Source organism: Aquabacterium sp. (genome assembly GCF_004297345.1).
GTDB lineage: Bacteria > Pseudomonadota > Gammaproteobacteria > Burkholderiales > Burkholderiaceae_C > Aquabacterium.
This window is the reverse complement of sequence record NZ_SCTN01000395.1, coordinates 1-25017: the sequence shown is the minus strand read 5'-3', so window position 1 is coordinate 25017 and position 25017 is coordinate 1. Positions and strand designations below refer to the sequence as shown.

22 protein-coding genes are annotated in these 25017 nt (G+C 60.4%); 14 read left to right on the top strand and 8 right to left on the bottom strand.

The window, feature by feature from the left end; translation table 11 throughout:
- The 9 genes from EPO09_RS15265 to nagZ form a co-directional block, all read left to right on the top strand.
- Positions 1-1184: Do family serine endopeptidase (locus EPO09_RS15265; RefSeq protein WP_290644183.1), on the top strand; the 1184-nt coding region annotated here is incomplete at its 5' end.
- A 420-nt stretch (positions 1185-1604) separates the two neighbouring features.
- Positions 1605-3413: a translation elongation factor 4 gene (gene lepA / locus EPO09_RS15260; protein WP_290644182.1), complete on the top strand. Its 1809-nt coding sequence runs from the start codon at positions 1605-1607 to the stop codon at positions 3411-3413.
- On the top strand, positions 3413-4384 hold the full coding sequence (gene lepB, locus EPO09_RS15255) for a signal peptidase I (protein ID WP_290644181.1): 972 nt from the start codon (positions 3413-3415) through the stop codon (positions 4382-4384). Before lepA ends, lepB begins: the two co-directional genes overlap by 1 nt.
- Positions 4385-4396: 12 nt before the next feature.
- Complete coding sequence (locus EPO09_RS15250) at positions 4397-4786, top strand: DUF4845 domain-containing protein (protein ID WP_290644180.1); 390 nt, start codon at positions 4397-4399, stop codon at positions 4784-4786.
- A gap of 58 nt (positions 4787-4844) precedes the next feature.
- The gene (gene rnc, locus EPO09_RS15245; protein WP_290644179.1) at positions 4845-5630 is read left to right on the top strand and encodes a ribonuclease III; all 786 of its coding nucleotides are present in this window, start codon (positions 4845-4847) and stop codon (positions 5628-5630) included.
- A 222-nt stretch (positions 5631-5852) separates the two neighbouring features.
- Positions 5853-6812: a GTPase Era gene (era, locus tag EPO09_RS15240; RefSeq protein ID WP_290644186.1), complete on the top strand. Its 960-nt coding sequence runs from the start codon at positions 5853-5855 to the stop codon at positions 6810-6812.
- Positions 6813-6818: 6 nt separating this feature from the next.
- Positions 6819-7592 (top strand): DNA repair protein RecO, encoded by a 774-nt coding sequence (gene recO / locus EPO09_RS15235; RefSeq protein ID WP_290644178.1) that lies wholly within the window; start codon positions 6819-6821, stop codon positions 7590-7592.
- Complete coding sequence (locus EPO09_RS15230; RefSeq protein WP_290644177.1) at positions 7589-8422, top strand: pyridoxine 5'-phosphate synthase; 834 nt, start codon at positions 7589-7591, stop codon at positions 8420-8422. Before recO ends, EPO09_RS15230 begins: the two co-directional genes overlap by 4 nt.
- 26 nt (positions 8423-8448) lie before the next feature.
- Entirely contained in the window at positions 8449-9576 is a 1128-nt protein-coding gene (nagZ, locus tag EPO09_RS15225) for a beta-N-acetylhexosaminidase (RefSeq protein WP_290644176.1), read from the top strand.
- Between the two features lie 28 nt (positions 9577-9604).
- Here nagZ and EPO09_RS15220 read toward each other — a convergent pair whose 3' ends face one another.
- Entirely contained in the window at positions 9605-11491 is a 1887-nt protein-coding gene (locus tag EPO09_RS15220; protein WP_290644175.1) for a long-chain fatty acid--CoA ligase, read from the bottom strand.
- A gap of 143 nt (positions 11492-11634) precedes the next feature.
- Positions 11635-14586 carry an Rne/Rng family ribonuclease gene (locus tag EPO09_RS15215; RefSeq protein WP_290644174.1) on the bottom strand — a complete coding sequence of 984 codons (2952 nt, stop codon included), beginning with the start codon at positions 14584-14586 and terminating at the stop codon, positions 11635-11637.
- An 888-nt stretch (positions 14587-15474) separates the two neighbouring features.
- On the opposite strand from EPO09_RS15215, the gene EPO09_RS15210 reads away from it, so the two are divergent.
- The 4 genes from EPO09_RS15210 to EPO09_RS15195 are packed head-to-tail and all read left to right on the top strand — an operon-like array spanning position 15475 to position 18544.
- Positions 15475-16470: an RluA family pseudouridine synthase gene (locus EPO09_RS15210; protein ID WP_290644185.1), complete on the top strand. Its 996-nt coding sequence runs from the start codon at positions 15475-15477 to the stop codon at positions 16468-16470.
- A gap of 27 nt (positions 16471-16497) precedes the next feature.
- A complete protein-coding gene (locus tag EPO09_RS15205; protein ID WP_290644173.1) occupies positions 16498-17187 on the top strand; it encodes an HAD family hydrolase in 690 nt (229 codons plus the stop codon).
- Positions 17180-17557 (top strand): Rieske 2Fe-2S domain-containing protein, encoded by a 378-nt coding sequence (locus tag EPO09_RS15200; protein ID WP_290644172.1) that lies wholly within the window; start codon positions 17180-17182, stop codon positions 17555-17557. Before EPO09_RS15205 ends, EPO09_RS15200 begins: the two co-directional genes overlap by 8 nt.
- Before the next feature lie 27 nt (positions 17558-17584).
- Positions 17585-18544, top strand: a complete 960-nt coding sequence (locus tag EPO09_RS15195; RefSeq protein WP_290644171.1) for a S49 family peptidase — start codon at positions 17585-17587, stop codon at positions 18542-18544.
- 37 nt (positions 18545-18581) lie between these two features.
- Here EPO09_RS15195 and EPO09_RS15190 read toward each other — a convergent pair whose 3' ends face one another.
- On the bottom strand, positions 18582-19424 hold the full coding sequence (locus EPO09_RS15190; RefSeq protein WP_290644170.1) for an HDOD domain-containing protein: 843 nt from the start codon (positions 19422-19424) through the stop codon (positions 18582-18584).
- Positions 19425-19536: 112 nt separating this feature from the next.
- Positions 19537-20118, bottom strand: a complete 582-nt coding sequence (locus EPO09_RS15185; RefSeq protein ID WP_290644169.1) for a chalcone isomerase family protein — start codon at positions 20116-20118, stop codon at positions 19537-19539.
- Positions 20119-20360: 242 nt separating this feature from the next.
- On the opposite strand from EPO09_RS15185, the gene EPO09_RS15180 reads away from it, so the two are divergent.
- Positions 20361-21152, top strand: coding sequence for a type III pantothenate kinase (locus EPO09_RS15180; protein WP_290644168.1), 792 nt, complete (start codon positions 20361-20363; stop codon positions 21150-21152).
- Positions 21153-21164: 12 nt separating this feature from the next.
- On the opposite strand, the gene hslU is transcribed toward EPO09_RS15180, so the two are convergent.
- The 4 genes from hslU to EPO09_RS15160 form a co-directional block, all read right to left on the bottom strand.
- Complete coding sequence (gene hslU, locus EPO09_RS15175; protein ID WP_290644167.1) at positions 21165-22496, bottom strand: ATP-dependent protease ATPase subunit HslU; 1332 nt, start codon at positions 22494-22496, stop codon at positions 21165-21167.
- A 6-nt stretch (positions 22497-22502) separates the two neighbouring features.
- Entirely contained in the window at positions 22503-23051 is a 549-nt protein-coding gene (gene hslV, locus EPO09_RS15170; protein WP_290644166.1) for an ATP-dependent protease subunit HslV, read from the bottom strand.
- A 93-nt stretch (positions 23052-23144) separates the two neighbouring features.
- Complete coding sequence (locus EPO09_RS15165) at positions 23145-24896, bottom strand: hypothetical protein (RefSeq protein WP_290644165.1); 1752 nt, start codon at positions 24894-24896, stop codon at positions 23145-23147.
- Between the two features lie 5 nt (positions 24897-24901).
- Positions 24902-25017, bottom strand: a 116-nt coding sequence (locus tag EPO09_RS15160; protein ID WP_290644184.1) for a TraR/DksA C4-type zinc finger protein, incomplete at its 5' end; no start/stop codon positions are given.

The window sequence follows — 25017 nt, the reverse complement described above, 5'->3', positions numbered from 1 at the left end:
CCCAGCCCAAGGGGCAGCAGCAGGGTGAAGAGCGGCCTCGTGGCATCGGCTCGGGTTTCATCCTCAGTGCGGACGGTTATGTGCTGACCAATGCGCACGTGGTGGACGGTGCCGACGAGGTCTATGTCAATCTGACTGACAAGCGCGAATTCAAGGCCAAAGTGATTGGTGCTGACAAGCGCACTGATGTCGCCGTGCTCAAGATCGAGGCCAGCAAGTTGCCGATCGTTGCCATCGGTGATGCCGCCCGGTTGAAGGTGGGCGAGTGGGTCATGGCCATTGGCACCCCCTTTGGGCTTGAAAACACCGTGACGGCTGGCATCGTGAGTGCCAAGGCACGTGACACGGGTGAGGAAATCCGCTTCCTCCAGACGGACGTGGCCGTGAACCCAGGCAACTCGGGTGGCCCCTTGATCAATATGCGTGGCGAGGTGGTGGGGATCAACTCCCGGATCCTGAGCGAGTCTGGCGGCTACATGGGCATTTCGCTGTCCATCCCGATCGATGACGCGATGAAGATCGTCGAGCAACTCAAGGGCGGGGGCAAGGTTGTTCGCGGATTGATTGGCGTGCGCTTGGGCCCGGTCACCAAAGACATCGCGGAATCCATCAGTCTGCCGAAGGCGCAGGGTGCGCAAGTGCAAGGGGTGGTGGCAGGATCGCCTGCGCAGAAGGCCGGCATCAAGACAGGGGACATCATCACCAAGTTCAATGGTGAGCCTGTTGAGAAACCATCCGATTTGAGCCGCATGGTTGCCGCAACCAAACCTGGTACGAAGTCGTCCATCGAGGTGTTCCGTCTTGGTAGCAGCAAGCAGTTGTCTGTCACGGTTGGTGACATGGAGACTGGTGACAAGCAGGCAGCCAAGGAGCCTGCAGACACCTCTGAGGGCAAGCTGGCCACATCCATGCTGGGTTTGAAAGTCACCAACCTGAGCGCTGAGCAGCGCAGCGCCTTGGGTGAAGACGGTGGAGGCGTGCTGGTGCAGGCCGTGGATGGCCCAGCCGCTCGCATTCACATGCGTCCGGGTGATGTGCTCATGACCGTTGCCAATGTGCGTGTTAACAGTGTCAGTGAACTGGAATCGGTGCTCGCGAAGGCAGGCAAGACGCCTCGGCTGAGCCTGTTGGTCCGGCGCGGAGACTGGGCGCAGTTCGTGGTGATTCAGCCCAACACCAAGTAAACAAAGGGGCTTGGCGGCGTTGCCGCCCGCCCGGTGTGATCACCCTGATAGGTATCCGACAGCCGATCAGGGTTTTTTATGGTGAAAAGATCACCAAAAACTTGATTGAAATGAAGGGTTGTTGGATGGGCTCGACAGGCCATTTTGCTGTTGATAACTGAACTGGTGGCGTCGGGATTGCCGATACAATCCTCAGGCAGGCGAATCCGCCCCCAAGAAGCAAATCAACTTGCTCAAGTTACCCACAGCGCGCTGTTGATAACCTGTGGATAATGTTTTTGGGAATGCCCGCAACATCCCTGTTCATGGCTGTGACGCGGCCTTTTCAGTGGGGCTTTTCGATACAATGAAGGCCCAACAAGCAGTTGCCATACGTTTTTGTTGGAAGGCGCGTCACACCTTTGGACGTGCCTTTTTTTTATGAATCACATCCGTAATTTTTCGATCATTGCCCACATCGACCACGGCAAGTCCACGCTGGCTGATCGCATCATCCAGCGCTGCGGTGGCTTGAGCGACCGTGAGATGGAAGCGCAGGTTCTCGACTCGATGGATATCGAGCGTGAGCGCGGCATCACCATCAAGGCCCAGACGGCGGCCTTGCAATACAAGGCCAAGGACGGCCAGGTCTACAACCTCAACCTGATCGACACACCGGGCCACGTTGACTTCTCGTATGAAGTGAGCCGCTCGTTGTCCGCTTGTGAAGGCGCCTTGCTGGTGGTGGACGCAAGCCAGGGTGTGGAAGCCCAGACCGTGGCCAACTGCTACACCGCGCTTGATCTGGGTGTGGAAGTGGTGCCGGTGCTCAACAAGATGGACCTGCCTCAGGCTGATCCTGATCGTGCCAAGGCCGAGATCGAAGACGTGATTGGCATCGATGCCACCGATGGCATCCCTTGCTCCGCCAAGACCGGCATGGGCGTGGACGAGATCCTCGAGGCTGTCGTGGCCCGCATCCCGCCACCTCAAGGTGATGCCGATGGCCCCTTGCGCGCCATGATCATCGACTCGTGGTTCGACAACTACGTGGGCGTGGTCATGCTGGTGCGCGTGGTCGATGGCCAGTTGCGCAAAGGCGAACGCATCCGCATGATGGCGTCCAACGCTGTCTACCCAGCCGAGCATCTGGGCGTGTTCTCGCCCAAGTCTGAAAACCGCGATGCGCTCAAGGCTGGTGAGGTTGGCTTCATCATCGCTGGCATCAAGGAGCTGCAGGCGGCCAAGGTGGGTGACACCATCACGGTTGAAAAGAAGCTGCCCAACAACGCGGGCCCGGCCACTGAAGCCTTGCCAGGTTTCAAGGAAATCCAGCCGCAGGTGTTTGCCGGCCTGTATCCCACCGAGGCCAGCGAATACGACCAGTTGCGTGACGCACTGGAGAAGCTCAAGCTCAACGATTCTTCGTTGCGATATGAGCCTGAAGTCTCGCAAGCGCTGGGCTTTGGCTTCCGTTGCGGCTTCCTGGGCCTGTTGCACATGGAGATCGTGCAGGAGCGTCTGGAGCGTGAGTTTGATCAGGACCTGATCACGACGGCGCCCAGCGTGGTCTACCAGGTGGAGTTGAATGGCGGTGAAGTCATCGATGTGGAGAACCCATCGAAGATGCCTGAGATCGCCAAGATCAACGAGATCCGCGAGCCCATCGTCACCGTGCACCTGTACATGCCGCAAGACTATGTCGGCCCGGTGATGACGTTGGCCAATCTCAAGCGTGGCGTGCAACTCAATATGGCCTATCACGGCCGCCAGGTCATGCTGACCTATGAGATGCCGCTGGCCGAGATCGTGCTGGATTTCTTCGACAAGCTCAAGAGCGTGTCGCGCGGTTATGCCTCCATGGACTACGAGTTCAAGGAGTACCGCGCTTCTGATGTTGTCAAGGTCGATCTGATGATCAACGGCGATCGTGTGGACGCGCTGTCCATCATCGTGCACCGCGCACAAAGCCAGTATCGCGGCCGTGCCGTGGCGGCCAAGATGCGCGAACAGATCCCGCGCCAGATGTACGACGTGGCGATTCAGGCTGCCATTGGCGGCAACATCATCGCTCGCGAGAACATCAAGGCCCTGCGCAAGAACGTGCTGGCAAAATGTTATGGCGGTGATATCACCCGTAAGAAGAAACTGCTCGAAAAACAAAAGGCCGGTAAAAAGCGCATGAAGCAGGTTGGCTCCGTCGAGGTGCCACAAGAAGCGTTCCTGGCCATCCTTCAAGTGGACGATTGATGAATTTGATCACTGGTGTGTTGTACGCCGCCCTGGTGGCGTATTTGGGCGGCTGGTACGTTGGCCAATGGCAGGGCAACTTCTCGCTGCTGCTGTTTGTGCTGACGCTGGTCACGCTGGCTTATTGGCTGGCTGAGCGCTACAAGTTCCAACCCGAGCGTGAAGCCTCTGCTGCCAAACTGGTGGCCGAGGATGAGTCGCGTCGTGCTCAACTGGCCAGCCAGGGCATCGCCCAGGTGGATGGCAATGTGGCGCAAGCGCGCGACAAGTTGCTGATGCAGCCTTGGTGGCTGGACTGGACGGCAGGTTTGTTCCCTGTCATCTGCGCCGTGTTCCTGATGCGCTCCTTCCTGTTCGAGCCCTTCAAGATCCCGTCTGGCTCGATGATCCCGACGCTGCTGGTGGGTGACCTCATCCTGGTCAACAAGTACCACTACGGTATCCGCCTGCCCGTGATCAACAAGAAGATCATCGCCAACCACGAGCCTCAGCGTGGTGACGTGATGGTGTTCCGTTATCCCGTCAATCCCAGCCTGGATTACATCAAGCGCGTGATCGGCGTGCCGGGTGACGAGATCGCCTACATCAACAAGAGCCTGACCATCAATGGCAAGCCCATCGAGAAAACGGCCTTGGCCGAGTTCTATGATGAAGACAGCCTGCGCTACTACTCGCGCTACATGGAAAACCTGGTGACCATGAAGCACAGCGTGATCGAGGACAAGAGCCGCCCGGCTTTTATCCCTCAGCAAGCGGTTGAAGACTTCCCTGGTCGCGAGAACTGTCGCTACAGTGGTGAAGGTGTGATCTGCAAGGTGCCGGCCGGGCACTATTTCATGATGGGCGACAATCGCGATAATTCTCTGGATTCTCGCTTCTGGGGTTTTGTGCCTGATGAAAACATCGTGGGCAAGGCCTTCGTGATCTGGATGAACTTCGGCGACTTCAAGCGCATCGGTTTCTTTCAATAAGCCAGGACAGTCATGATGAACGTGCCGTCTCGTTCTTCTTTCTCCCGTCGTTCGCCATCGGCGCAGTCGGGCATTACCTTGATCGGCCTGCTGTTCTGGGCCGTGTTGATTTCTTCCTTTGCCTTGGTGCTGATGAAGGTGTTTCCGGCTGTGACCGAGTACCGCACCATTCAAGGTATGGTCAACAAGGCTGCGCATGAGGGCGGCAGCACAATTGCCGAGATCCGCGCGTCTTTTGATCGGTCTCTGCAGATCGAGTACGGCGTGACCTCCATCACGGCCAAGGATCTGGAGATCAGCAAAGAGGACGACAAGGTGGTCATCAAGTTTGCTTATGACAGGGAAATTGAATTGATTCCGCCCGTTTATCTGCTGCTGAAGTTCGACGGACGCTCAAAGTGAGTCGGGCTTATTGGCAAATTTCTTTTCACGGGCCTGAGTTCAGGCCCGCTTTGTTTTGATGGCAAGTACTTCCAAGCGCAACCATCCCGAAGGTCAGGCCGCTGTACTGACGCCTGCTTTGCAGGCCTTGCAGCAGCGGCTTGGCTGTGTCTTTTCTGATGCTCGATTGCTGGCGCGAGCTGTGACCCACAAGAGCTTTGGTGCCGATCATTACGAGCGCCTGGAGTTTCTGGGGGATGCTGTGCTGAACCTGGGCGTGTCGGCCTTGCTGTACAAGCAGTTCGATCGCAGCGATGAGGGGGACTTGACCCGTGTGCGGGCCCATCTTGTGCGCCAGGACATGCTGCACAAGCTGGCGCAGCAAATTGGTCTGCCTGAAGTCATGCGCCTGAGCGAGGGGGAAGCCAAGGGGGGCGGCGCGCAGCGTCCGTCCATTTTGGCGGATGCCTTGGAGGCCATCATCGGTGCGGTGTATCTGGATGCGGGGCATGATGCCGCTCGCGATCTGGTCTTGAGGCTCTTTGAGCCCATGGTGGTGGAATCCACGATGGAAGGCTGGAGCAAGGATGCCAAGACCGCCTTGCAGGAGTGGCTGCAGGGGCGCAAGATGCCTGTACCAAGCTACTCGATCGTTGAAACAATAGGCAAGGCGCATGAGCAAACCTTCATCGTGGCATGCGCCTTGCCGGACCTGAATATGACCGTTACAGGCGAAGGCCTGTCTCGGCGAGCTGCCGAGCAGGCCGCCGCACAAGCTGTGTTGGCGCGCTTGCAATCGACCCAGTCCACGGACCTGCCCAAGGCAGGCAAGGCCACAGTAGTGGTCAAGAAAAAGCGCATCTGACGCATCGCTCGAACAACCTCATTCCATACCGCCATGCCGAAGAAGCCTACTGATTCATCCAGCGCTCAGCCCAAAGCGACGTCCACGCCCAAAGCCACGCCGAAGCCCAAAGCCACGCCGAAGCCCAAAGCCACGCCGAAGCCCAAAGCAAAGCCCGCACCGAAATCCAAGGCCGCTGACAGCGCCAACCCTGATCTGGACGCCATGTTGTCCAAGCTGTCCATGGCCAAGACCAATGGTGGCGAGCAGCAGGTGCCGCCTGAGCAGCAACGTTGCGGTCTGGTCGCCATCGTCGGGCGGCCCAATGTGGGCAAGTCCACCCTGATGAACGCGCTGGTGGGGCAGAAGGTGTCGATCACTTCGCGCAAGGCGCAGACCACACGCCATCGCATCACCGGCATCTGCACCGAAGCGGATACGCAGTTTGTGTTTGTGGATACGCCTGGCTTCCAGACCCGCCATACCGTGCGTGGCACAGCGGCCCTCAACCGCAATCTGAACAAGACGGTGCAGTCCACCTTGTCGGATGTGGATGTGGTGCTGTTCCTGGTCGAGGCCGGCAAGTTTGGCCCGGATGATGCCAAGGTGGCGGCCTTGTTGCCCAAGGAAAAGCCTGTGCTGCTCGTTGCCAACAAGCTGGATCTGGTGCATCGTCGTGAAGACCTGTTCCCTTGGTTGCAGAGCTTGCAGGAGCACCATACCTTCACAGAGTTCGTGCCGCTGTCGGCCCAGAAGGAGGCTGATACCAAGCGTCTGCTGGGCATCGTGCGTCCCTATCTGCCTGAGCAGGGCTGGTGGTATGACCAGGAGGCGCTGACCGATCGCACGGACCGCTTCATGGCCAGCGAGATCATCCGGGAAAAGCTGTTCCGACTGACGGGCGATGAGCTGCCTTACACCTCGACCGTGGTGATCGATCAGTATGTGGAAGAGCCTCCAACGCCAGGCAAGTCCAAGTCCACAGGCCTGGTGAAGATCGCTGCCACCATCATTGCCGAGCGCGAGCAGCACAAGGGCATGATCATTGGCGACAAGGGCGAGCGCCTCAAGCGCATTGGTACCGAAGCGCGGACGGAACTGGAGCGCCTGCTGGGCACCAAAGTGTTCCTGGAAATCTGGGTCAAAGTGCGCTCGGGCTGGGCTGACGACGAAACCCGCCTGCGCACCTACGGCTACGAGTAAGGCGCAGTGGCGCGCGCAGCCCAACGTCCCGGTTCGGCGGCCTATGTGCTGCACAGCCACGACTGGAGCGAATCCAGCCTGATTCTGGATTTGTTCACGCGTGATCACGGCCGTGTGGTTGCGGTGGCCAAAGGTGCCAAGCGCCCGTATTCGCAACTGCGTCCTGTGTTGATGCCGTTTCAGCGGCTCACCCTGGGCTTTGGGGCCAAGCGTTCGGAAGATGCCGAGGTGTGGTTGCTGCGCCAGGCCGAATGGGCCGGAGGGCCTGCCTGGCCGGGCGGTGCCGCCTTGTTGCCGGGCTTCTATCTCAATGAGTTGCTGCTGCGCCTGATGGTGCGGCATGACCCGCATCCCGCGCTGTTTGATGCCTATGCCCAAACCTTGCAAGCCATGGGTGATCCAGCCTTGCTGCAAGCTTCGTTAAGGGCATTCGAGCTGACCTTGTTGCGCCAGTTGGGGCACTTGCCTCAGATGTCGGCTGAAACGGTGGCGGCGCATGCCGTTGTGCCTGGGCGGCTGTATGAATTGCATCCCGAGCTGGGCGTGCGTGAGGCAGCATGGATGGGTGAGCCACAGGCAGGGCCCATTGTGCTGGACGGTCAGGTGCTGATCGACATCGAGCACGCCTTGTCGCTTCAAACCGCCATTCCCTCGTTGATGGCGGCCTGCATGCCAGCTTTGAGTGAACTCAAAGCCCTCTTGCGCACCTTGATTCACTATCATCTCGGTTCCCAGACGCTGCGCACGCGCCAGCTCATGATGGAGCTTCAACAACCATGACATTCTCGGGCTCTCAATTGACCGCCGTGGACGCGCCTTTGCTGGGCGTCAACATTGACCACATCGCCACGGTGCGCAATGCGCGTGGTGGTCGCTTCCCGGACCCCGTCGCCGCAGCCTTGCTGGCGGTGGAGGCTGGCGCGGACATCATCACCTTCCACCTGCGCGAAGACCGCCGCCACATCCGCGATGAAGATGTGGTGCGCTTGAAGGCGCATCTGTCGGTGCCTCTGAACTTCGAGGCCGCCGTGACGGATGAGATGCTTGACATCATCGAGCGGACAGCGCCTGAGCATGTGTGCCTGGTGCCTGAGCGGCGTCAGGAAATCACCACGGAGGGTGGCCTGGATGTGCTGGGCCAACGCAGCCGCATGCAGGATGCTTGCGCGCGCCTGGCCCAGGCAGGTTGCCGCGTCTCCCTGTTCATTGGCGCCGATCCTGCGCAGATCGAAGCGGCGGCAGAAGTGGGCGCACCGTGCATCGAACTGCATACCGGTGCGCTGGCCAATGCCTGGTGGGATGGTGATGCGGCCTTGCTGGCGCATGAGCTGGAACGCCTCAAAGCGGGGCTCAAACTGGGGCGCAGTCTGGGTTTGCGCACGCATGCCGGCCATGGCCTGGCCTTGACACAGAACCTGCCTGTTGGCGATGAGAAGGTCAAGCCGGGGCAGGTCAGCAGCACAGCGCTGGTGGCGGCCTTGCCTGATGTGAGCGAACTTCACATCGGTCACGCCTTGATGGGGCACGCCCTGTTTGTAGGCTTGCGCGAAGCCATTGCCGACTTCAAGGCTGAATCCATCATCGCTCGCCGCCAGGCCGCCTCAGTCTGAACACCTCTTACACGAACCAATCATCCATGAGCAAGAAAAGCAAACGCGGCCAGGCGCATCATCAAGAACTCAATGTCGAGACCATTGAGCATTCGCCGGTGGTGATCGATATCGAAGGTCTGAGCCTCAATGATGATGACCGTCGCCGTCTGGCGCATCCACTCACCGGTGGTCTGATCCTGTTTTCGCGCAATTGGGCCAGTCGTGCTCAGTTGACGTCCTTGTGTGCCGAGATCAAGTCCATCCGCCCTGATGTGCTGATCTGCGTGGACCACGAAGGCGGCCGCGTGCAGCGCTTTCGCACCAATGGCTTCACGCAGGTGCCGGCCATGCGCAGTCTGGGCGAGATGTGGATGAACGACGGCAAAGGCGGGCAGGGCGCTGGCGCGCTGGCGGCCACCGATGCGGCCACGGCCTGCGGTTATGTTCTGGCCAGTGAATTGCGCGCCTGCTGTGTGGATTTGACCTTTACACCTGTGCTGGACCTGGACTGGGGTGAAAGCGGCGTCATCGGCGATCGCGCCTTCCACAAGGATCCGCGTGTGGTGTCCATCCTGGCCAAGAGCGTGATGCATGGTTTGTTGCTGGCCGGTATGGCCAACTGCGGCAAGCATTTCCCGGGGCACGGTTTCGTCAAGGCGGATTCGCACGTGGACGTGCCCGTGGACAAGCGTAGCCTCAAGGCCATCCTGGCCGACGACGCCAAGCCCTATGAGTGGATGAGCACCTCGCTGACCAGCGTGATGCCCGCGCACGTGATCTACCCGAAGGTGGATGCAGCGCCTGCCGGCTTCTCTCGCAAGTGGTTGCAAGACATCCTGCGTGGCCAGATGGGCTTCACAGGTGCGATCTTCAGCGATGACCTGAGCATGGAAGGCGCCAGCGTGGCCGGCAATCACACGCAAGGTGCCATCGCGGCGTTGAACGCGGGATGCGACATGGTCTTGTTGTGCAACCAGTCGCTCAATGGCGGCAAGGCTGTGGACGAGTTGCTGGACGGCTTGACCGAAGCGCTGGTCTACGGTGACTGGGTGGCCAGCGTCGACAGCGAGGCGCGCCGCCTGGATCTTTTGCCTCAGTCAGCACCGCTGACCTGGGACGAGTTGATGCACTCGCCTCAGTATCAGCAGGCCTTGTCGAAGCTGCCGCGCTGAGCGGCTGAAGCCATGCCGCAGCCTTGATTCAATTCGCGTAGAGCGCGTTGATCAAGGCTTGTTGCCGCTCCAGAACAACCTTGCGTTTGACCTTCAGCGTGGGCGTCAATTCCCCGCCTTCGATGCTGAAGGGCTCCGTCAGGATGGCGAACTTGCGGACCTGGGCTACACGGGCCTGCAACTCGTTGGTGTGATCGATGGCCTTTTGAAGCGCGGCTTGCACGGCAGGGTGCTTGTGCAGATCTGGCGTCACGGGCAAACCATGCGCTTTGGCGAAATCGACCAGGCCTTGTGTTTCCAACGTGAGCAGGGCAGTGAGGTAGTTCCGCCCATCTCCACAGACCACGGCGTATTCGATCAGGTGGCTGTCCATCAACGACGCCTCGATGTTGGCCGGCGAGATGTTCTTGCCGCCCGAGGTGATGATCAGGTCCTTCTTGCGGCCTGTGATGTAGACATAGCCGTCTTCATCGACATGCCCCAGGTCGCCGGTCAACAGCCAGTCATCCACGATGGTCTGAGCGGTGGCTGCCGGCTGACCCATGTAGCCATGGAAAATATGCGGGCCGCGTATCAGCAGCTCGCCATCTTCAGCTGCACGTATCTCGGTGCCAGGCAAGGCCTTGCCTACTGCACCAATCTTGGTCTGGCCAGGCAGGCTCAATGTGGAGGGGCCGCAGGCTTCAGATTGCCCATAGCCTTCTCGTACATGGATGTTCAGGCCCGTGAAGAAGCGCAGGCTCTCTGGTGAGATCGGCGCGGCGGCCGTCACCAGCAGGCGCGCCTGATCGAAGCCCAACGCTTCCTGCACTTTTTTGTAGATCAGCTTGTTGGCCAGGTTCTTTTGCAGTGTCAGCCAGAGGCTGGGCTGCAGGCCGGCCAGATCCTGCATGTTCCAGCGTTGACCCACTTGCAAGGCCCACTTGGCAAGCTGCGCCTTGAAGCCTGTGGCCTGTGCCAGTTTGGCCTCAATGGCCACCTGCATCTTTTCCCACACACGAGGCACGCCAAAGAAGATCGTGGGCTTGACCTCCTTGAGGTGATCGCCCAGTTTCTCGATGCTCTGGGCAAAGTACACGGCAAAACCGCCGTAGACCTGGTTGTGCATGGTGGCCATCTGCTCGGCAATGTGAGCCAGCGGCAGGTAGGAAATCATGCGGTCGTTTTCATCGACGTGGAAGAGATCTCCCATCGCGTTGGCCACCCACCAGAGGTTGCCTTGGCTGAGCATCACGGCTTTGGACGGGCCTGTGGTGCCTGAGGTGTAGATCAGGGTGCCGGTATCGTGTGGCTGAATGGCGGCCAGACGCTTGTTGATGAGCCGTTCGTAATCGGCCTCCTTGCTGCCCTGGCCTTGCACCATGAAGTCCTGCCAGGTCATGGCCTGCCGGTTGTCGATGTGCTGGGGTGTGCCCTTGATCTGAACAATGTGGCGGAGATGGTTGAGTCGCTCGGCACAGTCTTGCACGCAAGCGAAGCGGTCCTCATCCTCCAGTACCAGCACCGGCGCCTTGCAGTGGTTCAGGATGTATTCGATATCGGCAGTGGAGCTGGTCCAGTAGATCCCGACGGGAATGGCGCCAATGCTCATGGCCGCATAGGCCGTGACGGACCATTCCGGGCGATTGAAGCTCAGGATGGCCACGGCATCGCCATGTTCGACGCCCAGGGCGAGCAGGGATCGGGCCGCCTGGCGTACCTGTGTCGCATAGTCCTGCCAGGTGCTGGCCTGCCAGTCGTGCTCCCCGCGAACCCAATACGCAGGTTTGTCAGCCAGGCGGGACGCCGTTTCGAACAGTTTGAGCGGGGGGGCGATGAAATCTGTGAACACGGGTAACTGAAGGTCTTGCTCTCTGGCGTTTGTGGATGGTGAAGGCCAGGGGCGCGCCGATTCGGCGGCGGAAAGAGGGGGCATGCCGGTCTCCAACTTTGATCCGGACATTAGATGGCATGATTGACGTATGCGTCAACACATTTGCGTATAGGTAAAACCCTCAATCGACTTGGGCATGAAAAAACCCGGCACATGGCCGGGTTTGATGTGGGTTTGAAAACCTGTCAGGCAGCGTTTTCGAACGGCAGTTTGATCTGGCTGAGATCCTTGCGGGTCTCAACAAGAATCAGCGGGCCCTCGTCCAGCACCACGGCAGGCTTGCGCTCGCGCGGTACGTGTACAGGCTTGGGTTCGGCTGCAATGGCCTCCTGCACGGCGCGGATCTTGTCAGCATCCGAGTTCACCCACTCCAGGCCAGCATTCTGGGCAATGGCTTGCAGGTCGCTGATTGGCAGGATAAAGGGGGCCGGTGCCGGTGCGGCCATGGCTACAGGAGCCTGTGCTGCGACGGGTGCCGGTTCTGCTGGCGCCACGCTTGCCTGCGGTGCCACGTAGGCGGGGGATGCGGGTGCAGTCGGCGCTGCCGCGTTGATGGCAACGTTGTCGTCTGCGCTCGTCAGGTCCGCTTGAGGTTGCGTGTCGGCAAACGCAGAGGCCTGGGTGTCAGCGTTGTCGTTGCCTTCTGGCGAACCTTCGCCACCCTCGCGTCGATCGCGACGGGCACGATCACCGCGTCCACGGCGACGGCGGCCACCTTCCTGACCTTCACCCTCTGCGCCTGGCTCACTGCCTTCAGCAGGGGTATTGCCCTCGGCGGTGTCATTGGCTGTGGCTTCGGCTTGGTCCGCGCCTTCCAGTTGTGCCTGGCCTTCTTCGCGCTCGCCACGACCGCGACCTCCACGACGACGGCGACGACCGCCTTCGCGTTGCTCGCCTTCCGCTGCAGCTTGAGCGCCTGGCAGATCCACCAGACCTTGCTGTTCGGCGGCTGCAGCAGAGGCTTGGCCAATTGCTGCGGCTTCGGCTGCGATGGCTTCGCGGTTGATCACCGGACGCTCACCGTTGCGCTCGCCACCACGGCCACCACGACCGCGGCGACCTTCGCCGCGGTTGTTGTTGCCGTCTTCGTTGCGGTTGTTATTGTCTGCGCCCTCAGCGTTAGGGGCGCGTTCTTCACGGCCCTGACGACGGCCACGGCCTTCGCGGGCTTCGCCGCGTTCTGCCTTGTCACCGCGTTCGCCACGTTCACGGCGCTCGCCGTTGCGCTCGCCGCCGCGTTCTCCTCGTTCACCGCCACGCTCGCCACGACGTTGACCGTCACGACGGCCGCGGCCTTGACCCTTGCCACCTTCCTTGGTGTCCTCGGCAGGTGCTGCGGGTGCTGTTGCAGGAGCTGGTGCGGCCGCTGGGGCGGGCGTTTCTCCGCCACCGAACAGGCGCTTGAGCCAGCCAAAGAAGCCGCCCGAAGAAGCGGGCGCCGGAGCAACTGCCGCAGGAGCCGGCGCGTGTGCAGGCACCATGGCCGTGGCAACGGCCGGGTGATCGTGATCCGGCTTGGTGACGGCCACAGGTGCGGGCTGATCGGGCAGCACGCCCTTGATCACGGGCTCCTGCTTGGGCTTGGCCTTTTCGCGGCGGGTGATGCCGACTTCCTCGTCCGGCTCCTCGATCATCGAGTAGCTGGCCTGGATGTTTTCCAGGCGAGGATCGTCATGGCGCAGGCGCTCAAGCTTGTAGTTCGGCGTGTCGAGGTGCTTGTTGGGCACCAGCAGCACGGTCACGCGCTGCTTGAGTTCGATCTTGGTGATCTCGGTGCGCTTCTCGTTGAGCAGGAAGGAGGTCACTTCCACCGGCACTTGAACGTGCACGGCAGCCGTGTTGTCCTTCATGGACTCTTCCTGGATGATGCGCAGGATCTGCAGCGCCGAGGATTCGGTATCGCGGATGTGGCCGGTGCCGTTGCAACGTGGGCAGGTGATGTGCGAACCTTCGCTCAGCGCGGGGCGCAGGCGTTGGCGCGACATTTCCAGCAGGCCGAACTTGGAGATCGAGCTGAACTGCACACGGGCGCGGTCAAAACGCAGGGCGTCGCGCAGGCGCTGTTCGACCTCGCGGCGATTCTTGGACTCCTCCATGTCGATGAAGTCCATGACGATCAGGCCACCCAGGTCGCGCAGGCGCATCTGGCGGGCGATTTCGTCAGCCGCTTCCAGATTGGTGCGGAAGGCTGTTTCCTCGATGTCGCTGCCACGGGTGGCGCGCGCCGAGTTCACGTCCACCGAAACCAGGGCTTCGGTGTGGTCGATCACGATGGCGCCGCCGGAGGGCAGGTTCACCGTGCGGCTGAAAGCCGTTTCAATCTGATGCTCGATCTGGAAGCGGGCGAACAGGGCCGCGTCATCGCGGTAGCGCTTCACGCGGTTCGCCTGATCCGGCATGACGTGCAGCATGAACTGCTTGGCCTGCTCGTAGATGTCGTCCGTGTCGATCAGGATTTCGCCAATGTCTGCGGTGAAGTAATCGCGGATGGCGCGGATCACCAGAGACGATTCCTGATAAATCAGGTAGGCACCCTTGCCGGCACCGGAAGCCTCATCAATGGCCGTCCACAGCTTGAGCATGTAGTTCAGGTCCCACTGCAGTTCAGCAGCGGAGCGGCCAATGCCGGCGGTGCGGGCGATCAGGCTCATACCCTTGGGGTATTCGAGCTGATCCATGGCTTCTTTCAGCTCTTCGCGCTCGTCACCCTCGATGCGACGGCTCACGCCACCGCCACGGGGGTTGTTGGGCATCAGAACCAGATAACGGCCAGCCAGAGAAACGAAGGTGGTCAGGGCTGCGCCCTTGTTGCCGCGTTCTTCCTTTTCGACCTGGACGAGCAGTTCCTGCCCTTCCTTGATCACGTCCTGAATGCGGGCCGAGCGGACTTCAACGCCTTCCTTGAAGTACTGGCGCGAGATTTCCTTGAACGGCAGGAAGCCATGACGTTCTTCGCCGTAATCGACGAAACAGGCTTCCAGAGAGGGTTCGACGCGGGTAACGACGGCTTTGTAGATGTTGCCTTTGCGTTGTTCGCGGCCTTCGATTTCGGTTTCGAAGTCGAGCAGTTTTTGCCCGTCAACGATCGCCAGGCGCCGTTCTTCCGGCTGCGTGGCGTTGATCAGCATGCGCTTCATGTGGTCTCCACAGATCGTATCGAGGCCCCTCCGGGATGGCGCCGGAAAAGCCTCCACTCACCTCGGCCTTTTCAGGTCGGGGCAGCGTTCATGCACGAGCAACGATGTGGAACCGAAGGAATTGCCGTGGTCTGTCAGTGACGCGAGAGGCGTTCTGTCAGCAGGGGCGCGCGCGCCGAGACTTGGACACGAACCTGCCGCCACTTCATGCCGGTTGCCTCATGCGCGTCTGGCGCTATCAACCTGGTCAACGAAGCGGGGGAAGGGGCACCATCACGCTGGAACCCGAACGCGGCACGGCGCAGCGCGCCGACTTCCCTTGCGCGAATCGGCAAGCAGAAGGCGGCCTGCGAGCAGGCGGGGCGGTTGGGGAGCGTGGTAGGCCGGGGCACGTGGGCAGTCACTCGACGCAGACCCCAGCGGCTTGCAGATGCCTGGAAGGCACGCTCGACGCTGGAATCCAATAAACCTTGAATCGTGGTTCTTTCAACGTTGGCTCTGACACGGACTTCCCGCAGGCAAAACCACACCTTGGGTGGTTTCTTCCGGCTGGCAGACCATGCTGCATCACCATCAATTTGGCGGGACTCCCCGCCTTGCCTTGTTATGCGCGCCGCCAAACCTGCTCAAAAGGTAAAATGAGGTTTGACCTTGCTATTTGTTGCCGACACGAGCACAGGCCATATCAACAAACAAACATTTCATAACGTGGCTCAGCCCATTATAGGTGCGAAATCTGCACCCCGCCGGTCCAAAATGGCCGCGAAAACACAGCCGTCCGGCAAGGTCAAGCCCCCAACGGGGGTGTCTGGCGCGCGCAAGACCCCGACGAAGTCGCCCGTGGCCCCCGTCGCCTCAGTGAAAGCCCTGGTGCCCGCTGTTGCGCAGGTGCAGCACATCGTCGTTGACGAAGGTGGTGCCGGTCAGCGCCTGGACAACTTCCTCATCAAGGTGCTCAAAGGCGCGCCCAAGACCTTGGTCTACCGCATCATCCGCAGTGGCGAGGTGCGGGTCAACAAGGGGCGGGCATCGGCCGAGACCAAGCTGGCACTCGGGGACGACATTCGTGTGCCGCCTCTGCGTCTGGCAGAAAAAGACGAGGCCAAGGCCGCCGCCGTACCCGCTCGCGAATTTCCTGTCTTGTATGAAGACGAGCACCTGATGGCGATCAACAAGCCTGCGGGTGTGGCCGTGCACGGTGGCAGCGGCGTGAGCTTTGGCGTGATCGAACAATTGCGCCGCGCACGGCCCGAGTCGCGCTTTCTGGAGTTGGTGCACCGCCTGGACAAGGAAACCTCCGGCATCCTGCTGATTGCCAAAAAGCGCAGCGCGCTGGTCGCCTTGCAGGATTTCTTCCGTCATCGTCAGGCCCACAAGACCTACGCCGCGCTCGTGATTGGCGACTGGCCGGATCGCAAGAAAGTGATCGATGTGGCCTTGCATAAATTCCTGACGGCCGATGGCGAGCGCCGCGTGAAGGCGGTCAAGGGCGACGATGACGAGGGGCGCCGTTCCATCACCCTGGTCAAGGTGCTGCAACGATATGAGGGCTACAGCCTGCTGGACGTGACGATCAAGACGGGGCGGACTCACCAGATTCGCGTGCACCTGTCGCACGAAGGTCATCCGATCGTGGGCGACGAAAAATATGGCGATTTTGCCCTCAACAAGGCCTTGGCCCGCGGCGTAGCGGCCGATGCCTTGCCTGGCGTGAACCGTGCCAGGCTCCATGACGGCCGGTTTGAGCGGATGTTCCTGCACGCGCGTTACCTGCGTCTGCCGCACCCCGTGACGGGCGATGACATCGTGCTGGAGGCGCCTTTGCCGCCGGAATGCGACACCTTGCTGTCCGCACTGAGTGCGGTGGCATTGGCCTCCAAGTAAAGTGATGCCCGTAACACAGGAGCCCACTTGAACGCCGTCCAACCTTCCGATAACGGTTTGCGTCCCCGAGCCTACGACCTGGTCGTGTTTGACTGGGACGGCACGCTCTATGACTCCACCGCGCTGATCGTGCGTTGCATCCAGTCAGCCTGCGAAGACCTTGGTTTGCCTGTGCCAGATCGCACCCAGGCAGCTTACGTGATCGGCCTGGGCCTGCATGATGCACTGGCCCATGTGGCGCCAACGCTGCCCGCCGAGCGCGTGCCTGAATTGGGGCAACGCTATCGCCATCACTATTTCAAGCGGCAGCACGAGTTGAGCCTGTTCGACGGTGTGCTGCCTTTGCTGGCCACGCTGAAAGAACGCAACCACTGGCTGGCTGTGGCCACCGGCAAGACGCGTGAAGGCCTCAACGAGGCCTTGGCGCATGTGGAGTTGGTGGGCTTGTTCGATGGTTCCCGCACGGCGGATGAAACCTTCTCCAAACCGCATCCACGCATGCTGCAGGAGTTGATTGCCGAGTTCGGGGTGGCGCCAGAGCGCACCTTGATGATCGGCGACACCACGCATGATCTGCAACTGGCCGTCAACGCCGGCACGCACAGTGTGGCCGTGAGCTTCGGGGCGCATGAGCCTGCCGCCTTCGCGGATTACCCGACCCGATTTGTGGCGCACACGATGGCCGAGTTGCACGACTGGTTGAGTCGCCATGCCTGAATTGAATCTGGAGCCACAGTTCTTGTGTGACTCCGATGCCTTGCAGGAATCCGGCGACGCAGTGACCTTTGATGTGCTGGAATGGGGGCAGACCGCACCCGCGTTTGCCTTGCGTTACGAGAAGGTGCCCGTGGCGTATCTGAACCGCTGCGCCCATGTGCCGGCAGAAATGGACTGGCAACCCGGCAAGTTTCTGGATATGGACAAGCGTTTCATCGTCTGTCCCATTCACGGCGCCCTGTACGATCCGCCCAACGGGCAGTGCGTCAGCGGCCCTTGCCGAGGTGCCCGCTTGCAGGCCATCCGGCTTGTTGAAAACGCCGGGCAGGTCTATTGGTATCCTACGGAACGTTTTCAGCCTTTGTTCTGATCCTTATTCATTCAACCGAGCCTGCTCATGAGCGCTGTCGATCCTTCTTCGTCGGACAACCTGTCCGCGACCCAGAACACCCTGCTGAATCAGTTTGCGCGTGCATACCTCGATCAGCAGCGTCGCGAGCAGCGCTGGCGCTGGTTCTGGCGCATTGTTTGGATTGGTGTGGCTGCCACGATGATCTGGGCCACCATCCAGAACGTGCCTTCGGCCAAATCACCTGTGACGCCGCATACCGCTTTGGTTGAGGTGCGTGGTGAAATCGGTGCTGACACTGAGGCCAATGCCGACAATCTGCTGGCGGCCTTGCGCAGTGCCTTCGAAGACGCTGGTGCTCAGGCCGTTGTGTTGCGCATCAACTCGCCTGGCGGCAGCCCTGTTCAGGCTGGCCTGGTCAATGACGAAGTTCGTCGCCTGAAGGCTTTGCACAAGAAGAAGGTCTATGCGATCTGTGAAGAGATGTGTGCTTCAGCGGCCTACTACATCGCCGTGTCTGCAGACCAGATTTTTGTGGACAAGGCCTCGATGGTGGGCTCTATTGGCGTGCTGATGGATGGTTTTGGCTTCACCGGCATCATGGACAAGGTGGGCGTGGAGCGCCGCCTGATGACGGCAGGCGCCAACAAGGGCATGCTGGATCCGTTTTCTGCGCGTAACCCGCAGCACGAAGCGTTTGCGCAAGCCATGCTCGATCAGATCCACCAGCAGTTCATCCAGGTCGTGCGCCAGGGGCGTGGCAAGCGCCTGAAGGAAACGCCGGAAACATTCTCTGGCTTGTTCTGGAATGGGCAGCAGGCCATGGAGCTGGGGCTGGCCGATCACTTGGGTAGCCTGGATCAGGTTGCGCGTGATGTGGTCAAGGCTGAAGACATCATCGACTACACCCAGAAGGAAAACCTGGCCGAGCGTTTGGCCAAGCGTTTTGGCGCTGCATTCGGGGCGGGTGCCGTGAGCGCGATGCGTTCGTCAATCAGCATTCATTGATTGAGCGCTCGAGGGGGTGAGGTCGATCTGGTCGACCTCAGTTGTCGAAGCCTTGCAGCAGTCTGTAGGCGGCGTCGTAGGAGAGGTTGAGCAGCTTGGCCACTTCGTTGACATCGTCCGGCAAAGCGGCGAGTGCATGCTGATCTTCCCAGCCGTATTGCGTATGGCGCGCAATGCGCACGCCTAGCATCACACTGCGGATCTTGGGGTCTGCAGCGTTATGGTCATCGGTGCACTTGATGAGCAAATAGGGCAACTGCCACAGGCGCATCAACTCCTGAGACAGGTCGCCCAGTTCGATGCCTAGTACTTCGCGCTGAATATCCACGGAGCGAATGGTGTAATCCGCCTTTTGTCGCGTGGCGATTTCCAGTGCCAGCTTCGGCGCATGGCACCACAGCAGCATTTCCGTGAAATCGTGCAGCAACGCGGCTTCCTGGATCACCGTCGCGTCTTCGTCCTGGCGCCTCAAGGCAAAGCCCATGGCAAAGTGGGCCGCACGCCGAGCCCGCGTGATGACCTTGATCAGGCCACTCAATGCATCAGGCTGTTCATGTAGCCATTCCAGGACGGTGGTCGTATCTTTGAAGGCCTTGAAGAATGGGGTGATGCCTTGCATCACGATGGCCCCAACCAGTGTTTCCGGCGGTTCCACGCTCAGCCGCGTGCAGTAGCGCGAAACATGCACCAGCACCTTCAGCGTCATCAGGGGGTCGTTGGACAAACCTTCGGCCAGCGTGTGCGCATCAACCGTGCCCTTGGTTTCTTCGATCGTGCGCAACTGATTGAGCTCGGCCACGGAGCCGGGCAGCACCGGGATCTGGACGCGGCTGAAGGCGTCGGTCCAGGCTCGCAGTGAGGGTAGGGCTTTGTCGATCATGGTGGGGTGACCCCATTACGCATGATCATCTTATCGGCCGGATATCCAGCTTTGGCAAGCCGGGCTAGCCCGGAACTCGCCAATTTCGTCACGTGAATGCCGTAACGATTGCTTACCGTGCACCCAGCAACGCATCCTTCAGGTCGGAGTCAACTGGGGAGTTGCCCAACCAGATGCGCAGCAAGGCCGCGTAGAAGTCATCGCCGGCGATTTCCGTACCCTTTTGAACGCCGTCCACGAGCACGCGGGTTCCGCTTCCAGGTGTGTTATCGATCCGAACAGTCGTGCCCTTTTTGACCTGGCCAAAAGCCATCATCTGGGCGCGGATTTCATCGAGTTTGGCCTGGAATCGGGCGATTTCGTTGTCGCTGTTGTTCTTCTTGAAGCCCTTGATCATGGCGTCGGCAAAATCCTCGCCGGTCAAATCGCGCAGCAGTACGATCTGCATGCTTTTGGGGCCGCTTTGGTTCAGCAGGGCACTGGCCGAGTGTTCTTTCTTGGCCACATACAAACCCGCTGCGTACACATCCACAATGACCTTCACGCGCACGCCCGCACCGTTGAGTTGCAGGGGCTGGTTGGCGAGTTGGTAGGTGTCGTTGAACTTGGCGCCCTTGACGTCGAGGGCGGCCCAGGCCGGCAGTGCGGCGGCCACAATGGTCGACAAAATCAGCTTGCGTGTGAATGACTTCATGGCTATCTCCGAGATTCCGAATGGTCAGTCTGTTGACGCGTTAGCTGGTCGGTGTCCGATAACTGCCGCGTTTCGGATCGCACAATATCCGAACTTCCCAACTTGATGTCCCCCCTCAATAAGTAGTTCTCTCTAGGTCGTGGCGATATTGCTGCACTGCGGCAACGATTCTGGCGGCGTATTGCAGCGACAATGCCAGCCATCCAGTCCCCCGGGGTGTTCCTCTCTCAAGAGATTCGTGCATGTCTTTCCTGGTCATCGATATTGGTAACACCCGTCTGAAATGGGGCTTGTATGCCCAGCCATCACCTGATGCCGAATTGCTGGCGCATGGTGCGGTGGTGCTGGAAGACATCGACTACCTCTGGGAATTGCACTGGAAGAACCTGATGCACAAGCCCCAGGGCATGTTGGGTTGCGTGGTGGCTGGTGAGGCCATCAAGAAGCGCGTCGAGGAGCAGTTGATCGAAGGCTGGGGGCTGGCGCCACGTTGGCTGTCATCCAGCGCCCAGGCCGCTGGCGTTACCAATGGCTATGAGCACCCGCAGCGTCTGGGCTCTGACCGCTGGGCGGCCATCATCGGTGCGCGTCAGCGCGCACTGCAGCATTCGCCAGAACATCCTCCGGCTGTGCTGGCCGTGATGGTGGGTACGGCTGTGACAGTGGATGCCGTGGATCAGAAGGGGCGCTTCCTGGGCGGCTTGATCCTGCCTGGATTTGGTCTGATGTACCGCGCACTCGAAAGCGGCACGGCTGGCTTGAAGGTGCCAACGGGCGAGGTTCGCGACTTCCCGACCAATACCAGCGATGCCTTGATGAGCGGCGGTACGGATGCCATTGCCGGGGCCATCGAGCGCAGCTTGCGCCGCTTGCGCGTGCAGTGCGGTAGCGAGCCCTTGTTGATCATGTCGGGCGGGGCGGTCTCTCGCCTGTCGCACGTGCACGAGTTGCCAACCAGCGTGGTTGAGAACCTCATCTTCGAAGGTTTGCTGACGCTGGCTGCCACGTGCACCGTCGCTGCCAACGCCACCTGAGAGGCAAGCTGATCAAAGGATGAACCGCGACAGATCCTCGTTGCGGGCCAGTTCACCCAGGCGGCGATCCACCTCGTCAACATCGACCGTGTGCGTCTGGCCAGACAGATCTGGCGCATTGAAGGAAAGTTCGTCCAGAAGCCGTTCCATCACGGTTGCCAGCCTCCGTGCGCCGATGTTTTCGGTGCGCTCGTTGACCTCGAATGCGATCTGCGCCAGGCGGCGAATCGCTTCGGGCGTGAAGTCCAGCGTGACGCCTTCTGCCGAGAGCAGTGCCTGATACTGCTTGATCAGGCTGGCCGATGGCTGCGTGAGGATGGCTTCGAAGTCCTCGACAGCCAGCGAAGAGAGTTCCACCCGGATCGGGAAGCGACCTTGCAACTCAGGGATGAGGTCGCTGGGGCGGCTGAGGTGGAAGGCGCCTGATGCGATGAACAGGATGTGGTCGGTCTTGACCATGCCGTACTTGGTATTGACCGTGGTGCCTTCGACCAGCGGCAGCAGATCGCGTTGCACGCCTTGGCGCGACACTTCCGCACCGTTGCCCTCGGCCCGGCTGGCGACCTTGTCGATTTCGTCGATGAACACGATGCCGTTTTGCTCAGCGCGTTCCAATGCGAGGGTCTTGATGTCCTCGTCGTTGAGCAGCCTGGCGGCTTCTTCTTCGATGAGTTGGGTGCGGGCCTCTGCCACGGTCACCTTGCGCGCCTTGCGCTTGTTCTGTCCCATCTGGGAGAACATGCCGCGCAGTTGCTCTGCCATGTCTTCCATGCCGGCTGGGCTCATGATCTCTACGGTCGGTGTCTTCATGTCAGACAACTCGATCTCGATTTCTCGGTCGTCCATGCTGCCTTCGCGCAGGCGCTTGCGCATGACCTGACGGGCCGTGTTGTCGGTCGATGGCGTGTGGGTGATGCCGAACTCCGAGCGGGGAGGGGGCACCAGCACATCGAGCAGGCGCTCTTCGGCGGCATCCTCTGCCTTCACGCGCTGAGCCTGCATCTGGTGCGCACGCTCCTGCTTGACGGCCGACTCGACCAGGTCGCGGATGATGGTGTCTACGTCCTTGCCCACATAGCCCACTTCCGTGAACTTGGTGGCTTCAACCTTGATGAAGGGTGCGTCAGCCAGCTTGGCCAGGCGGCGGGCGATCTCGGTCTTGCCCACGCCTGTCGGGCCGATCATCAGAATGTTCTTGGGGGTGATCTCGCCGCGCAGCTTGTCATCCACCTGCTGGCGGCGCCAGCGGTTGCGCAGGGCGATGGCAACGGCGCGTTTGGCTTCTCGTTGGCCGACGATGTGGCGATCGAGTTCGCTGACGATGTCTTGGGGTGTCATGCTCATGTTCGTTCAGTCCAGCGACACAATCGTGTGATTCTGGTTGGTGTAGATGCAGAGGTCGCCTGCGATCTCCAGCGATTTCTTGACCATGTCTGCGGGTGGCAGGTCGGTGTTGGCGGCAAGCGCGCGAGCGGCTGCTTGGGCATAAGCACCGCCTGATCCGATGGCGATGATGCTGTGTTCGGGCTCCAGTACGTCGCCGTTGCCTGTGATGATCAATGAGGTTTCGCGGTCTGCCACGGCCAGCATGGCTTCCAGCTTGCGCAGCACGCGATCGGTGCGCCAGTCGCGCGTCAATTCAACTGCAGCGCGTGTGAGGTTGCCCTGGTGCTTTTCCAGCTTGGCCTCAAAACGCTCGAACAGTGTGAAGGCGTCCGCTGTGGCGCCGGCGAACCCTGCCAACACCTGATCCTTGTAGAGTTTGCGGACTTTGCGGGCCGATGCCTTGACCACGATGTGGCCCAGGGTGACCTGTCCATCGCCGCCCATGGCCACCTGCCAGCCGGAGGGAGTCTGCCGGCGAACGCTGACGATGGTGGTGCCGTGATATGAATCCATGACGCTGCGATCGTGAAAGATGTGCTTGTGCACGACACGACGTCAATTGGGGATGCAGATGCCTCGTTTCAAGGGGCATCTGGCACCACCTGTTCAGGTGGTCTGGAGCTTGACCTTGGCGTGCTCGTTGATGCCCATGGCGCCAAAGAACAAAGCGATCAGGCGATGGGGGTTGTTGAACACAACCTGGCGCTCCTCGGATCGACGAGCCAGAACCCAATTGAGCAGATCACCGGCCGCAATGAAGTCCACTCGCAAGAGGTGCGAGCAGTCGATTTCAAGCGTCACACTGGCGCTGAGCTGGTCATCCAGTTGGGTCAGCGTCTGGCCAATGTCGCCAACGAGTTGGCCGGACAGGTTCAGCGCAGCGACCTGCACAAATTCGATCTCGTCGTGCAACTGGGACTCGACGAAGCTTGTGGTCACCTCGCTGACATGCGAGAGTGGCCGCGTATGCGGATGGATGTTGTCCGTCTGTTCGCTTACTCGGCATTGAGCGTGCTCCCAGGATGGAGGGGACAGCTCGTACGTGACGCAGTAATCAATGGCGGCTTCGTCGAATTGGTCCGGGCGATTGCACAGCCGCAGGATTTCCAGACGGAGCATCCAGTACGCAGGATCCGAATCCTTGACGCCGGTGGGTGAGGCCTCGCCTAAAACGTCCAGCAACTGCGGGACGCCGATCCAGATCAATTCCTGTGGCTCGCGAGCCCATTGGCGCATCAATTGAACCAGTTGAGCGGCACCCTCCGGAGAGACGTCTGTGACACCGCTCCAGTCCATGATCCAGGGCCTTGGCATTTGCAGTATTTCAATGCGCAGGCTGGCGGTTGCCTCCTGATCCAGATGGGCTTGGGCAATCCAGCCTTCAAGAGTCGGTGGGTTTTCGTCCAATTCGGCGGGTTCTGTCTGTGGGGCGCGTTGGACGGCCGAACTGATATCGGGTTCGCTCAAGTTGCGTCGGCCTTGACCCGACAGGAAGGTTGCAACCTGCTGAGGCAGGGAGTACCACTGCGGTGCGGAGACCCCAAACTTCTGCGCGTAGGACACGGCCAGATTGTCAAACTTCTGCTGCAGATCGAGTGCCCTGTACAGGTCAAACAGTACCAACCAGGTCTCTGCTTGTTCATGGCGCGCGGCGCCAGGGTGCACCAGGTCGAGCAGGTTTTGTTCGCACTGATCGAAATCAGCGTTGGCAAAGGCGATGACCGCCTCGTCCAGTTCTGGGTCATGCACCACTTCGACCACGTGCACATCCAACTCGCCGTGCAAGCTGGCTGGCGCGGTCGGCGTTGCTTTGTTTGCCGCCGCCATGCGAGGTTTGGACGCGCGCGCAGCATCCAGCACCGCCTGAGAAATTTGCGGCGGCTCGTCGTCCTCGTAGGGGAGCGTAGCTGGCGCCGTGAGCGTATTGGGCGCCGTCGTGGCAGGGTCTGCCAGACGACCAGGTGCGGAAGGCAGGGCAGCAGCTTGCAAGATGGGAGGCTGACGACTGGCGCCGCCCACCATCTGCAATTCAATCGCGTCAATTTTGGCCTTGACGGCGATGTCGGAGCGCGCACCGCTTTGCGGGCGAGAGTCCGGATCCATGTTCGAGGGGCCGCTCAGCGCCAGGGCATTGTCCGGGCTGAGGCCTTCGCGGCGAATCTTGCGCAGCATGTCGAGTTCGCGCTTGCGCACGAAGTCGTTGCGCCGCTTGCGCTCGATCATGGCCTTGATTTCGCCCTTGGCGTAATCGCTTTCGCCTGCGTCTTCCTTGGGTGCGTCCAACTCCGTCCAATCCGTCGTCGGATTGGCTACGAAGCGCGCAACTTTGCGCAGGAAGCCGCCTGATTCTTTACTCATGAATATCAGTCGCCAAACATCTTTTGCTTGAGCTCGCGGCGTTGTTGCGCTTCGAGGGACAGCGTGGCGGTGGGGCGAGCAAGCAGGCGGCCCAGACCGATGGGTTCGCCTGTTTCATCAC

Bases quoted from the DNA above. Each gene is read 5' to 3' on its own strand.
- lepA (WP_290644182.1), top strand. From the start codon at position 1,605: ATGAATCACATCCGTAATTTTTCGATCATTGCCCACATCGACCACGGC.
- lepB (WP_290644181.1), top strand. From the start codon at position 3,413: ATGAATTTGATCACTGGTGTGTTGTACGCCGCCCTGGTGGCGTATTTG.
- EPO09_RS15250 (WP_290644180.1), top strand. From the start codon at position 4,397: ATGATGAACGTGCCGTCTCGTTCTTCTTTCTCCCGTCGTTCGCCATCG.
- rnc (WP_290644179.1), top strand. From the start codon at position 4,845: ATGGCAAGTACTTCCAAGCGCAACCATCCCGAAGGTCAGGCCGCTGTA.
- era (WP_290644186.1), top strand. From the start codon at position 5,853: ATGGCCAAGACCAATGGTGGCGAGCAGCAGGTGCCGCCTGAGCAGCAA.
- EPO09_RS15230 (WP_290644177.1), top strand. From the start codon at position 7,589: ATGACATTCTCGGGCTCTCAATTGACCGCCGTGGACGCGCCTTTGCTG.
- nagZ (WP_290644176.1), top strand. From the start codon at position 8,449: ATGAGCAAGAAAAGCAAACGCGGCCAGGCGCATCATCAAGAACTCAAT.
- EPO09_RS15220 (WP_290644175.1), bottom strand. From the start codon at position 11,491: ATGCCCCCTCTTTCCGCCGCCGAATCGGCGCGCCCCTGGCCTTCACCA.
- EPO09_RS15215 (WP_290644174.1), bottom strand. From the start codon at position 14,586: ATGAAGCGCATGCTGATCAACGCCACGCAGCCGGAAGAACGGCGCCTG.
- EPO09_RS15200 (WP_290644172.1), top strand. From the start codon at position 17,180: ATGCCTGAATTGAATCTGGAGCCACAGTTCTTGTGTGACTCCGATGCC.
- EPO09_RS15195 (WP_290644171.1), top strand. From the start codon at position 17,585: ATGAGCGCTGTCGATCCTTCTTCGTCGGACAACCTGTCCGCGACCCAG.
- EPO09_RS15190 (WP_290644170.1), bottom strand. From the start codon at position 19,424: ATGATCGACAAAGCCCTACCCTCACTGCGAGCCTGGACCGACGCCTTC.
- EPO09_RS15185 (WP_290644169.1), bottom strand. From the start codon at position 20,118: ATGAAGTCATTCACACGCAAGCTGATTTTGTCGACCATTGTGGCCGCC.
- EPO09_RS15180 (WP_290644168.1), top strand. From the start codon at position 20,361: ATGTCTTTCCTGGTCATCGATATTGGTAACACCCGTCTGAAATGGGGC.
- hslU (WP_290644167.1), bottom strand. From the start codon at position 22,496: ATGAGCATGACACCCCAAGACATCGTCAGCGAACTCGATCGCCACATC.
- hslV (WP_290644166.1), bottom strand. From the start codon at position 23,051: ATGGATTCATATCACGGCACCACCATCGTCAGCGTTCGCCGGCAGACT.
- EPO09_RS15165 (WP_290644165.1), bottom strand. From the start codon at position 24,896: ATGAGTAAAGAATCAGGCGGCTTCCTGCGCAAAGTTGCGCGCTTCGTA.